General features: G+C 66.7%; 12 protein-coding genes and 1 tRNA gene. 2 read left to right on the forward strand and 11 right to left on the reverse strand.

Going from position 1 to position 12,593, the window contains the following annotated elements:
- Nucleotides 1-64: 64 nt before the first annotated feature.
- From AC58D2_RS17690 to ccmC, 8 genes are all read right to left on the reverse strand, one after another.
- Nucleotides 65-2,023 carry a potassium transporter Kup gene (locus tag AC58D2_RS17690; protein ID WP_497392404.1) on the reverse strand — a complete coding sequence of 653 codons (1,959 nt, stop codon included), beginning with the start codon at nucleotides 2,021-2,023 and terminating at the stop codon, nucleotides 65-67.
- A gap of 43 nt (nucleotides 2,024-2,066) precedes the next feature.
- Nucleotides 2,067-2,714, reverse strand: coding sequence for a tetratricopeptide repeat protein (locus AC58D2_RS17695; RefSeq protein ID WP_497392405.1), 648 nt, complete (start codon nucleotides 2,712-2,714; stop codon nucleotides 2,067-2,069).
- Nucleotides 2,711-3,154: a cytochrome c-type biogenesis protein gene (locus AC58D2_RS17700; RefSeq protein ID WP_497392406.1), complete on the reverse strand. Its 444-nt coding sequence runs from the start codon at nucleotides 3,152-3,154 to the stop codon at nucleotides 2,711-2,713. Before AC58D2_RS17700 ends, AC58D2_RS17695 begins: the two co-directional genes overlap by 4 nt.
- A gap of 98 nt (nucleotides 3,155-3,252) precedes the next feature.
- The gene (locus AC58D2_RS17705) at nucleotides 3,253-3,783 is read right to left on the reverse strand and encodes a DsbE family thiol:disulfide interchange protein (protein ID WP_497392407.1); all 531 of its coding nucleotides are present in this window, start codon (nucleotides 3,781-3,783) and stop codon (nucleotides 3,253-3,255) included.
- Entirely contained in the window at nucleotides 3,780-5,744 is a 1,965-nt protein-coding gene (locus AC58D2_RS17710) for a heme lyase CcmF/NrfE family subunit (RefSeq protein WP_497392408.1), read from the reverse strand. The genes AC58D2_RS17705 and AC58D2_RS17710 overlap by 4 nt, the downstream gene beginning before the upstream one ends.
- A gap of 40 nt (nucleotides 5,745-5,784) precedes the next feature.
- The gene (gene ccmE / locus AC58D2_RS17715; RefSeq protein WP_497392409.1) at nucleotides 5,785-6,222 is read right to left on the reverse strand and encodes a cytochrome c maturation protein CcmE; all 438 of its coding nucleotides are present in this window, start codon (nucleotides 6,220-6,222) and stop codon (nucleotides 5,785-5,787) included.
- Nucleotides 6,219-6,374: a hypothetical protein gene (locus tag AC58D2_RS17720; protein ID WP_497392410.1), complete on the reverse strand. Its 156-nt coding sequence runs from the start codon at nucleotides 6,372-6,374 to the stop codon at nucleotides 6,219-6,221. Before AC58D2_RS17720 ends, ccmE begins: the two co-directional genes overlap by 4 nt.
- 4 nt (nucleotides 6,375-6,378) lie before the next feature.
- On the reverse strand, nucleotides 6,379-7,113 hold the full coding sequence (ccmC, locus tag AC58D2_RS17725) for a heme ABC transporter permease CcmC (RefSeq protein WP_497392411.1): 735 nt from the start codon (nucleotides 7,111-7,113) through the stop codon (nucleotides 6,379-6,381).
- A gap of 250 nt (nucleotides 7,114-7,363) precedes the next feature.
- Here ccmC and AC58D2_RS17730 point away from each other — a divergent pair, with 250 nt between their 5' ends.
- Nucleotides 7,364-9,931, forward strand: coding sequence for a TonB-dependent receptor plug domain-containing protein (locus AC58D2_RS17730; RefSeq protein ID WP_497392412.1), 2,568 nt, complete (start codon nucleotides 7,364-7,366; stop codon nucleotides 9,929-9,931).
- Between the two features lie 37 nt (nucleotides 9,932-9,968).
- Here AC58D2_RS17730 and AC58D2_RS17735 read toward each other — a convergent pair whose 3' ends face one another.
- The 3 genes from AC58D2_RS17735 to AC58D2_RS17745 all read right to left on the reverse strand — a co-directional run bounded on the left by AC58D2_RS17735 (nucleotide 9,969) and on the right by AC58D2_RS17745 (nucleotide 11,802).
- On the reverse strand, nucleotides 9,969-10,322 hold the full coding sequence (locus AC58D2_RS17735) for a YbaN family protein (RefSeq protein ID WP_497392413.1): 354 nt from the start codon (nucleotides 10,320-10,322) through the stop codon (nucleotides 9,969-9,971).
- A 254-nt stretch (nucleotides 10,323-10,576) separates the two neighbouring features.
- Nucleotides 10,577-11,626: a Glu/Leu/Phe/Val family dehydrogenase gene (locus tag AC58D2_RS17740; protein ID WP_497392414.1), complete on the reverse strand. Its 1,050-nt coding sequence runs from the start codon at nucleotides 11,624-11,626 to the stop codon at nucleotides 10,577-10,579.
- Nucleotides 11,627-11,725: 99 nt separating this feature from the next.
- A tRNA-His gene (locus AC58D2_RS17745) sits at nucleotides 11,726-11,802 on the reverse strand.
- Nucleotides 11,803-11,930: 128 nt separating this feature from the next.
- Between AC58D2_RS17745 and AC58D2_RS17750 the strand changes: the two genes are divergently transcribed.
- A complete protein-coding gene (locus AC58D2_RS17750; RefSeq protein WP_497392513.1) occupies nucleotides 11,931-12,587 on the forward strand; it encodes a prolyl hydroxylase family protein in 657 nt (218 codons plus the stop codon).
- The last annotated feature ends 6 nt before the right edge of the window (nucleotides 12,588-12,593 follow it).

Raw genomic sequence — 12,593 nt, forward strand, 5'->3', positions numbered from 1 at the left:
AAGATCGCCGCGGGGGATCAAACCCTTATTGGTCCGGTCTGGCAGGCATCGGTGCCGCCGCGCGTCAGATCGCCACCTGGCTGCCCAGCTCGACCACCCGATTCGTCGGCAGCCGGAAATATTCCATCGCGCTTTCCGAATTGCGCAGCATCCACGCGAACAGCTTTTCGCGCCAGATCGGCATTCCCGGCGACTTGGCGGCGATCAGCGTCTGGCGTGACAGAAAGAAACTCGTCTCCAGCATCTTGAACTCGCCCCCGCATCCGGTGACGCGCTTCAGCGCCTCCGGCACGTCGACCGGCTGCATGAAACCATAGTGCAGGACCATCCGGTGGAATCCCTTGCCCAGGTCCTTGAGCTGGCACAATTTCTCTTCGCGGACGAACGGCACGTCGGCGATCTTGATCGTCAACAGGATGATCCGCTCGTGCAGCACCTTGTTGTGCTTCAGATTATGAAGCAACGCGTGCGGCACACCGTCCGACGAAGAGGTCATGAACACCGCGGTGCCCGGCACGCGGGTGGCGCTGTTCGCCGCCGATTTGACGAACACCGGGATCGGCATCGCGCCGTCCGCCATTTCCTGCTGCATCAGCTTGCGGCCGCGCGACCAGGTGGTCAGCATGGTAAAGATCGTCAATCCGATCGCCAGCGGCACCCAGCCGCCGTCGGGCACCTTGATCAGGTTCGCGCCGAAATAGGCGATGTCGACGACGAAGAACAGCGCAAGCAACGGCACCGCCTTCCACGCCGGCCATTTCCACAGCGCGAACAGCACGACGCACATCAGGCAGGTGTCGATGAACATCGCCCCCGTCACCGCGATGCCATAGGCCGCGGCGAGGTTGCTCGACGATCCGAAGAACAGGACCAGGATGATCACCATCGTCATCAGGAACCAGTTGACGACCGGGATATAGATCTGCCCCGCCGCCGACGCGCTGGTGTGTTCGACGCGCAGGCGCGGGATGAAACCGAGCTGGATCGCCTGCTGGGTCAGCGAGAAGGCGCCAGAGATCACCGCCTGGCTCGCGATGATCGTCGCGAACAGCGCCAGGATCACCACCGGCACGCGCCAGGCGTCGGGCATCATCAGGAAAAAGGGATCCTGGATCAGGCCCAGCCGCGTGCCCATGTCGGCCTCGAGCACCATCGCGCCCTGCCCCATATAGTTCAGCATCAGCGCGGGCAGCACGAAGCACAGCCAGCTCATTCCGATCGGCGCGCGGCCGAAATGCCCCATGTCGGCATAGAGCGCCTCGGCGCCCGTTACCGCCAGAACGACCGCGCCGAGCGCGATGAAGGCGGTAAAGCCGTCGAGGTAGAAGAAACGTAGCGCGTTGAGCGGGTTGAGCGTCTGGATGATGATCGACGGATGATCGACGATATGCATCACGCCCAGCACCGCGAGCATCAGGAAATAGCCGAGCATGATCGGGCCGAACAGCGCCCCGACCTTCGCCGTCCCGCGCGATTGCAGCGCGAACAGCCCGATCAGGATCGCCAGCGCGATCGGCACGATATACGGCTGGAATCCCGGATTGACGTAGTTCAGGCCCTCGGTCGCCGACAGCACCGACATCGCCGGGGTGATCATGCTGTCGCCATAGAACAGCGCGGTCGCGAACACGCCGAGCAGGATGATCGGCCATGTCCAGCGCGCCTCGCCCGACGAGCGGCTGATCAGCGCGAGCAACGCGAGGCTGCCCCCCTCGCCCTTGTTGTCGGCCTTCATGATCGTCAGCACATATTTGAACGTGACGACCAGCATCATCGACCAGAAGACCAGGCTCAGCACGCCATAGATGTGCAGGCGGTCGGGATCGATCGAATGATGCCCGGCAAAGGTTTCGCGAAAGGCGTAGAGCGGGCTCGTCCCGATATCGCCGAAGACCACGCCAACCGCGCCGACCGCAAGCTTCAGCTTGCCATCGCCGTGATGGCCGTGGCCGTGATGGCCCGAATGGGCGGCAAGCGCGGCGCTATCCGCGCCGGCCGCCGCCTGTTGCGACTCAGCAGTCATGGCGCGCCCTTTAGACGAGCCGGAGGAAATACAACAGGGGCGATCATGGCCCCGCCGATGCGTCGGCGGGCAGGCCCGGCCCCATCGCCCGATGCAACTGGTCGAGCCGCATCTCCAGGTCCGGGCGCCACGGCGCGTCGTCGGGGCTGCGCGCGAGAAGGTCGCTCCACACGCGATCGGCGCCCTGCAAATCGCCGCTCTGCGCCATCGCGAGCCCTGCAAAAAACGGCGGCGCGGGGTGCGAGGGATCGCGCTTCGCCGCTTCGTCGAAGGCCAGCGCGGCGGCCGGCGACATCACGCCGCCGCCATGCGCGACAAGCGCATTGCCAAGCGCGACCCACAGGTCGACATTGTCCGGATTGCTCTCCAGCCCCTTTTCGAGCGTCTGGGCTGCAAGCTGGGTCTTCCCCGTGCGCGCGAAACCGTCCGACATGGCGAGCCATTTCGCGGCCGGGCCAAAGCGGTCGGCCATCCCCTGCCGCGTGTCGGTCAACGCGTCGCCAAAGCTTTCGGGGTCGGACCGCACGACCGGCTTGCCGGGCAGCGACGGGCTCCCCTGCAAGGCATAGCCCGCGAGCCCGAGCATGATCGCCGCCGCCGCGAGCGGGCGCGATGCCGCCGGCAGCTTGCCCAGCCAGACCAGGCTGAGGGCGGTCAGCGCCGCGGCGAGCAATATCCACGCCCAGATCATGGCTCCTCGCCTTCGCCGCCGCGCAGCCGCCCAAAGGCGAGCCACAATCCGATCGCGAGGAACAGCAGCGGCGCCAGCCATAGCAGCGCCGTCGCGCCGTCGAAGGGCGGGTCATAGCTCACCCAATTGCCATAGCGCGCGACCAGCCATTTGCGGATCGCATCGGGGCTCTCGCCCGCCGCGATCTTGGTGCGAACCTCGTGCCGCATATCGCCGGCGAGCGGCGCGTCGCTGTCGGCGATCGATTGTCCCTGGCACACCAGACAGCGCAGCGTCTCCATCAACGCCTTGGCCTCGGCCTCCTTCGCGGGGTCGGCGAGCTGCTGATAGGCATAGGGCGCCGGCGGCAGCCGATCCTGCGCGGCCGCAGGGAACGCGATGCCGAGGAAAAGAACGGCGAACCAGAAAGCCAATGCACCCCTGCGAAGGCAGGGGTGCATCTCCGACCCTCTCGCTACAACGCCGCCGGACGCATCGTCACGCAAGGGCGGAAGATGGACCCCTGCTTTCGCAGGGGTACGGCGATGCCCAAATGCGCTCACTTCATCGCCTCCAGCTTCGCCATGATGCGCGGCACATCGTCCTGCAAAATCACGCCCTGAATCTGCTCGCGGATGACTCCCTTGCCGTCGACCAGAAAGGTTTCGGGGACGCCCGAGGATCCGAGCGCGATCTGCACGCTGCTCTGCACGTCCGATCCGATGCGGTCGAAGGGATTGCCATTCTCCTGCAAAAAGGCGGCGACGTCCTCGGGCCGGTCGCGGATCGCGATCCCGTCGATCGGCACCCCTGCGGCGTGCAGCGCCTCGAGCTGCGGCGCCTCGGCGCGGCACGGGATGCACCAGCTTGCAAAGACGTTGACCAGCCGCGGCTTGCCGTCGGCAAGATCGCTGCTCTTCAGCCCCGCGACGCCTTCGGTCGCGGGCGGCAGGTCGAACAGCGGCATCGGCTTGTCGATCCATTGCGATTCGATCAGCGTCTCGGCGGGCACCGTCAGCCGATAGACGAACGCCCCGAACAGCAGCGCCATGATCGCGAGCGGTACGAAGAGGACCCAGCGCGACCTCATGCGAAACGCTCCCCTAGCTTGCGCGCGCGTCGGGCCCGCCAGATCGCGAGCAATTGCGCGCGCCCCAGCATTGCCATCGCCGCGCCGATCGCGATCAGCGCGCCGCCGAGCCATATCCACCACACCAGCGGCTTCCACCACAGGCGCAGTTGATAGCGCTGCGCCCCGTCGGCGCCGGTCACCGGCTGCCCGAGCACCGCGTAAAGCTGCCCGCCCGGCCGCGTCAGCAGCGCCGCCTCGTTCGTCTCGGTCGGCGCTCCGCCCATCAGCCCCGGGAAAGTCCGCGCCGCCGGATGCAGCACGAACCGGTCGCCCGCCGGCGTCGATGCGACCAGCGTCCCCCTGACCGCGGTATAGTTCGGCCCGGCGATCGGCTCGACGCCTTCGAACGCCACCGAAAAATCGGCGACCCTCACCGTCTCGCCCGGCGCCGCGGCGACGAGCCGTTCCTTGATGAAGGCGCTCTCGGCCGCCATCCCGGCGAGCGCGACCGCGACCCCGAAATGTGCGACGACCATGCCCCAGACCGGCAGCGGCGTGCGGCGGAGGTTACGCTTCCACAGCGGCGCCAGGCTCGCGACCGCGACGATCGCGGCGACCGTCATCCCGAGCAGCGGCAGCACGCCGACCGATCCACCGAACAGGATGAGGCCGAACAGCACCGCCGCCCCGGCGAACAGCGCCAGCGGCAGCCGCGACCAGAGCGTGCGCCCGTCGTCGCGGCGCCAGCGCAGCAGCGGCCCCGCGACCATCACCAGACACAGGATCAGCGCGAGCGGCCCCGCGACCTTGTTGTAATAGGGCGGCCCGACCGAAATCTTTTCGCCCATCGCCTCGGCCACGATCGGATAGAGCGTGCCGAGCAGCACGAGCGCGAGGATCGTCGTCAGCAGCAAATTGTTGATCACGAGCGCGCCCTCGCGGCTCAACAGCGCGAATGTCTTGCCCTCGGCGACCGTCCCGGCGCGCAGCGCGAACAGCATCAGCGCCCCGCCGATATAGATCGCCATCAGCACGAGCAGAAAAGTGCCGCGCTCGGGATCGACGGCAAAGCTGTGAACGCTGGTCAGCAGCCCCGAACGCACGATGAAGGTGCCGACCATCGACATCGAAAAGCCGATCACCGCGAGCATCACCGTCCAGACGCGCAGCGCGTTGCGCGTCGCGGTCACCGCGACCGAATGGAGCAGCGCCGCTCCCGCGAGCCACGGCACCAGAGACACATTCTCGACCGGGTCCCAGAACCACCAGCCGCCCCAGCCAAGCTCGTAATAGGCCCAGTAACTGCCGGCGGTGATGCCCAGCGTCAGGAAAATCCAGCTCCCGAGCACCCACGGCCGCATCGCACGCGCGAACGCCGGACCGATCTCGCGCGTCACCAGCGCCCCGACCGCGAAACTGAACGCGACCGACAATCCGACATAACCGACGTAAAGCGTCGGCGGGTGGAACGCCAAACCCGGGTCCTGCAACAAGGGATTGAGCCCCTGCCCGTCGGGCGGCGCGATGGGCAGCCGGTTGAACGGGTTCGACGAAAACAGCAGGAAGGCAAAGAAGCCGAGGCTCAGCGCCGCCTGCGCCGCGAGCGTCGCGATCAGCGTATCCTCGCGCAGCCTTTTTTCGAACAGCGCGACGAGCCCCCCCGACAGGCCCAGGATCGTCAGCCACAGCAGCATCGATCCTTCGTGATTGCCCCACGCGCCCGCGACCTTGAACAGCATCGGCTTCAGGCTGTGGCTGTTGCGCGCGACGAGTTCGACCGACATGTCGGACCGCGCGAACAGCGCGATCAGCAAGGCGAACGACGCCGCGGTCAGCGCCCCCTGCGCGACGCTCGCGGGTCGCACCAGCGCCGCAAGCTCGCCCCTGCCGCTGCGCACGAACAGGATGCCCGCGACCAGCGACAGGCACGCCAGCGCCGCCGCCATCCACAGCAGCGCGAGGCCGAGTTCGGCGATCATTGCGCTACCTCGTCCGCCACGAACCGGGAACGCAAAACCCTCATTCCCCCGCGGCCCCCGTCATATCCTTCGGCATGTCGCCCATCTGCGGCGGCATATAGCGCTCGTCATGCTTGGCAAGGATGCGGTCGGCAACGAACACGCCGTCGGCGCGCATCCGGCCGTCGGCGACCATGCCCGCCTTTTCGGCGAACAGGTCGGGGACGATGCCGGTGAACTGCACCGGCACCGACGCCTTGCCGTCGGTCGCGACGAAGCGGATCGTCACCCCGTCGCCCAGCCGTTTCAGGCTGCCCGCGGCGACCATGCCGCCGAGCCGCATCGGCTCGCCGACCTTCGCGTGGCCGCCCGCGACCTCTTCGGGGGTGCGGAAATAGGCCGCCTCGTCGCGCAGCGCGCTCGCTCCAAGCACCCCCGCGCCCGCCACCCCGGCGAGCGCGACGAGCGCGAGGATCAGCCGTTGATGTTTCGCCTTCATTCGCGATTCCTGCGCAACGCGTCGCTGCGCCTTTCGGCTTTGCGCATCGCCTGCCAGCTATGCCACAGCACCGCGCCGGTCAAAAGCGCGCTCAGCGCATAGGCAGCCGCGACATAGGCCCATTGGCCGCCCCCGCTGATCACCCCCGTCACCGCCTCACGCCCCCTCGTCGTCGGCCAACCGCCGCAGCCGCGCCGCGACGCGGTTGTCGGCGATGATCCGCCGCATCCGCATCAACACGATCGCGCCGAACAGCAGCGAGAAGCCCAGCACCGTCAGCCCGAGCGGCCACAGCATCGATCCGTCGATGCTCGACCCGCGCAGCGTGATGCTCGGCCCCTGGTGCAGGCTGTTCCACCACACGACGCTGCGGTTGATGATCGGAATGTTGATCGCGCCGACGAGCGCATAGATGGCGGCGCCGCGCGACAGCGACCCGCCGCGCCCCTGTCCTTCGTCGCCCGTCGTCAGCGCCAGAAAGCCGGCATAGAGGAACAGCAGGACCAGCATCGACGTCATCCGCCCGTCCCATTCCCACCAGGTCCCCCACGTCGGCTTGCCCCAGATCGAACCCGTCGCCAGGCACAGCGCGGTAAACAGCATCCCGGGCACCGCGATCGCGCGCGCGGCGATCCCGGCGAGCGGGTGGCGCCAGACCAGTTGGACCAGGCCGGTGACCGCCAGCGCGCTCCAGCCGCCCATACCCAGCCACGCCGCCGGCACATGGACATACAGGATGCGCGCGGTTTCGCCCTGCTTGTAATCGCCGGGCACCATCGTCAGGCCAGCCCACGCCCCGCCGAACAGCAGCGCAAGGCCCAGACCGAGCAGCCAGGGCGTCAACGGACGGGCAAGGGCCAGGAAACGGGTCGGATTCGCATAGGCGTGCATCGCGCGCCGGCTTTAGGCGAGCGAAGGGCGGTGGTCCAGCCAATTGCGCGCGGCGATGTCGCGTAACAATGGTATCGATACCTTTGATAGTTTGAAATTTCATGTCGCACTGCGGGATCGCACTGTGGCGTAATAATCACAGCTTGCACAAAAATGTAATAAATCGTCGCCCGCTCGTCGAATTGGGGTGGCGCGATTTCCGACCGGGGGGAAGTCTGTACGCGGGCTGCAACAACAACAGGGAACCAATATGCGCAAAGCCACTCACACATCGATCCTCGCTCTGACTGCCGCCGTCGCCGGGGGTGGGTGGAGCCTGCCCGCCTTCGCTCAGGACGCCCCGGGCACCGACGATGCCGAAAGCGCGACGATCATCGTCACCGGAACGCGCCGGACCGACCGGACCGTCGCCGACAGCACGGTGCCGATCGACGTCATCTCGGCCGACTCGCTCCAGAACAGCGGCACGACCGAAACCAACCGGCTGCTCAACCAGCTCGTCCCCTCGTTCAACTTTCCCCAGCCGTCGCTGACCGACGGCACCGACTCGCTGCGCCCTGCGACGCTGCGCGGCCTGGCGCCGGATCAGGTGCTCGTCCTCGTCAACGGCAAGCGCCGGCATCTCTCGTCGCTGCTTAACCTCAACGGCTCGGTGGGCCGCGGGTCGGCGGGTGTCGACATGAACACGATCCCGCCGATCGCGATCGAACGGATCGAGGTGCTGCGCGACGGCGCCGCCTCGCAATATGGGTCCGACGCGATCGCGGGCGTGATCAATATCCAGCTCAAAAAGAGCGTCGGTGGCCGCGCACAGATCAGCTACGGTAAATATATCACGACGATGGAAGGCGTCGATCAGGTCGCCAGCGTCTCGCCGACGCTGACCGACGATCCCAACGAAAATCCGGTGATCGCCTTCACCGGCAAGGATCGCAAGCGCCGCGACGGCGGGACGCTGACGATGGCGACCAACATCGGCCTGCCCGTCGCGGGCAACGGCTATCTGAACTTAACCGCCGAATATAAGGACCGATCGCCGACGAACCGTTCGGGTCCCGACCTGCGCCGCAACTATGCCGCGGCGGGCGATCCGCGCGAAACGACCTTCAACCGCTACGAACATCGCTATGGCGACGGCGAATCGAAGGACATGAACTTCTTCTTCAACGCCGGCATGGACGTCGGCGCCGACTGGCAGCTGTACAGCTTCGGCAGCTATGGCGTGCGCGACGGCAATGGCGCGGGCTATTATCGCCGCGCGCTCGACTCGCGCAACGCCGACTGGGCCAATGGCGGCCAGCCCTATTACCCCGACGGCTTCCTGCCTCTGATCACCAGCACGATCCACGACATCGGTATCGTCGGCGGGCTGCGCGGCCAGGCCGGGGCATGGAACCTCGACCTGTCGATCAACTATGGCAGCAACCGCCTCGATTACGGGGTCGAAGACAGCTTCAATGCCTCGCTGGGCGGCCTCGCCAGCCCCCGCAAATTCGATGCCGGCGGGCTCCGGTCGGGCCAGACCTCGGTCAATCTCGACGTGACGCGCGATCTCGATATCGGGTTCGGCGATGCGACGCTCGCCTTGGGCGGCGAATGGCGGAACGAGAATTACAAGATCGTTCCGGGCGAAGAGGCGAGCTACATCGCCGGCCCCTATACCTTCTCGAACGGCGCGGCGCCGGGCGCACAGGTCTTCCCCGGCTTCGCACCCTCGACCGCGGTCGACGCATCGCGCGACAGCTTTGCGGGCTATGTCGAACTCGACACCGACATCGGCGACATGTTCAATATTCAGGCCGCCGGCCGCTACGAACATTTCTCCGATTTCGGCGATACGGTGAACGGCAAGCTCGCCGCCCGCTTCGAGCCGATCGACGGCCTCGCCTTCCGCGGCTCGATCTCGACCGGCTTCCGCGCGCCGGGCATGGCACAGCAATATTTCTCGACCACGTCGACCAACAATGTGGCGGGAGTCGGACTGATCGAGATCGGGACCTTCCCGGTCGGATCGCCGATCGCGGTCGCACTCGGCGCACAGCCGCTCAAACCCGAAAAATCGGTCAACATCGGCGGCGGCGTCGTCTTCACGATGGTGCCGGGCCTCAACGTCACCGTCGACTATTACAATATCAAGATCAACGACCGCATCACGCTGACCGAGAACCTTCAGGGCGCCGATGTCGTCGCGATCCTGCAGGCGGCGGGCGTCAACGGCACCTCGGCGCGCTTCTTCATCAACGGCATCGACACCCGTACCCAGGGTCTCGACGTCGTCGCCAGCTACCGCCTGCCCGACATGGGGATCGGCAAGGTAACGCTCAGCGCGGGCTACAACCTCAACGATACCAAGATCACCGACCGGCGCACGTTCAGCGGCTTCACCGCCGACCGGCTGTTCGCGCGGTCGGAAAGCTTCCGCCTGACCGATGGCCAGCCGTCGAACAAGCTCAACGTCGGGCTCGACTGGGAATCGGGGCCGGTCGGGATGACGCTGCGCGGCAACCGCTATGGTTCGGTCTTCCTGCCCGTCGGCAATGTCAGCGACATCACCGTCGGCAAGGGCGAGGCGCCGGGCGACCTCACGCTGACGCCGAAATGGGTCGTCGACCTCGAACTGCGTTTCCGGCCGATCGACGCAGTCCAGGTCGCGGTTGGCGCGAACAACCTGCTCGACGAATACCCAGACCGCACGCCCTATGGCACGGTCGACGGCTATAACTACGGGCTGCTCAACAGCTTCCTGCCCTATTCGTCCTTCTCGCCCTTCGGCTTCAACGGCCGCTTCGTCTACGGGCGCGTCTCGGTCGACTTCTGAACGACCGGAGGTCCGAAAAAATCGGCGAGGCCGGGGGCTATGCTTCCGGCCTCGTCCATATCCAGCTTCCCGTCACCACCGCCGCGATCACGGGCGCCATCACCCACGGCCACGGCGAAAAGATCGCGGCGAGGACGATGCTGATAGCAAAGGCGACGCTCGCGGCGACCTTGCCCTTGCGGCTGATCGCGCCCTTCTCGCGCCACGCGACGATATGATGCCCGAATTGCGGATGGGTGACGAGCCACGCCTCGAGCCACGGCGACGAGCGCGCAAAGCAAAAGGCGGCCAGGATCACGAAAGGCACCGTCGGCAACAGCGGCAGGAACGCGCCGATCGCCCCAAGGCCGAGCGAAGCCCACCCGCTGACAAGGAAGAAATGCCGCTTCATCGATGCGGGCTTAGCGGAAATATCGAACAACAAAACCCCTCCCCTTCAGGGGAGGGGCAGCGAGCGTTGCGAGCTTGCTCGCTACGCGCAGCGGGGTGGGCATCGCGGCCTTGAATTACATCAAAAGCCGTCGCCCCCGCGAAGCCTGTCCTGAGCGCCTGCAAGGCAGTCGAAGGGGCGGGGGCCGCTTTCGGCGTGGCGCCAAGGGAGCCCAGCGGCCCCCGCCTTCGCGGGGGCGACGCATTCGATAGCGATCACCCCCGCCCGATCAGCTTTTGCGCCATTCGGTCGGCGACCATCGACGCCGGCGTCCCGCTGGCGCGGCTCTCGGCCCAGATTTCGGTCAGGCGGCCGGGGATCTGGCCGATGCGGCTCTCGACTTCCTCGCGGCTGCCCTGCCCCAGATATTCGAGCGCGACGTTGATGATGCCGCCAGCGTTGATCACATAGTCAGGCGCATAGACGATGCCGCGGTCGTGGACGCGCTGGCCGTCGGCCGCGGTGGCGAGCTGGTTGTTCGCCCCGCCCGCGACGATAGGAACCTTCAGCGCCTCGATGCTGCGTTCGGTCAGGATCGCACCGAGCGCGTTGGGGCTCAGCACGTCGGCTTCGATCTCCATGATCGCCGCCGAATCGGCCAGGTCGGCGCCAAGCTCCTCGGCAAGCGCCTTGGCTTTGGCGATATTGACGTCGGCCAGCGTCAACTTGGCGCCCTCGGCCGCGAGCCGCCGCGCGAGTCCGCCGCCGACGCTGCCGACGCCCTGGATCGCGATGCGGACATCCTTTGCGCTGTCGGTCTTGAGCCCTTCGGCGATCGCCGCCTTGACGCCCAGATAGACGCCGAGCGCGGTCAGCGGACCGGGATCCCCGCCCGCCTCGCCGCTCGCGACCGGCAGGCCGCTGACGTGGCTCGTTTCCTTCGCGATCGCGACCATATCGGCGTCGCTCATCCCGACATCCTCGGCGGTGACATAGGCGCCGCCGAGCGATTCGACCGCGCGGCCGAACGCCGCGAGCAGTTCGGAGGTCTTCGCCTGCCCCTCGTCGGCCAGGATCACGCCCTTGCCGCCGCCCATCGGCAGCCCGGCCATCGCATTTTTATAGCTCATGCCGCGCGACAGGCGCAGCGCGTCGGTGATCGCCGCCGCGCGCTGCGGATAATGCCAGTACCGCACCCCGCCCGCGCCGGGGCCGAGGTGCGTCGAATGCACCGCGATCACCGCGGTCAACCCGCTCGCGCGATCGCGGAACATGTGGACATGCTCGTGATCGTCGAAATCGGCGAAATCCCAGACTGCGGACATGGCTTAACCCTCACGTTAAAAAATTACGCGAAGGCGTAATAATGCAACACGAGGCCCGAGTCACGCCCAAAGCCGCGATATGCGCAACGATACAGAAAATGGGGCGATCGACGGGACTTGAACCCGCGACCCCCGGTACCACAAACCGGTGCTCTAACCAACTGAGCTACGATCGCCACAGGGCCGGACGGACGCGCCGTCGACAGCGGGCGGGCGATAGGCGGCGCACCCGCTTTCGTCAAGCATTGTTCGCGCGCCCGACGCGCCGTAAAGAGGCGCCATGGCCGCACCCAGCTTTGTCGATATGGCGACGTCGCACGCCGACCGCACCGCCGAGCGGCTCGCCGCCGTTCCCGGCATCCGCCGCGCGCCGTCGCCGAAGCTCCAGCAATTCATGCTGCCGCGCTTTATCGACGCCGAAACCTGCGCCGGTCTGATCGAACGGATCGACCGCGACGTCCACCCGTCGACGATCGCCGATCCCAACGGCGACACCACCTTCCGGACCAGCACGACCTGCGACCTCGACCATCGCGACCCGTTCGTCCACGCGGTGAACCAGCGACTCCACGACCTCACCGGCATCCCCCTGCCTTTCGGCGAGCCCTTGCAGGGCCAACGCTACGACGTCGGGCAGGAGTTCAAGGCGCACACCGACTATTTCGACCCCCACGGGGCCGACTGGGACACATATTGCGCGGTGCCGGGCCAGCGCAGCTGGACGCTGATGATCTACCTGAACGAGCCGGGCGCTGGCGGCGCCACGCGATTCCTGGCGACGGGAAAGATGCACCAGCCAGAGGCGGGCAAGCTGCTCGCATGGAACAATGTCCGCCCGGACGGCGAACCCAACCCCGACACGCTCCACCACGGGATGAAGGTGCGCAAGGGACGCAAATATATCATCACCAAATGGTTCCGCGAACGCCCCTGGCCGTGGGCCGAGGGAGAGTTGGGCTGAACAGAT

The organism is Sphingopyxis sp. CR5, from assembly GCF_059693785.1.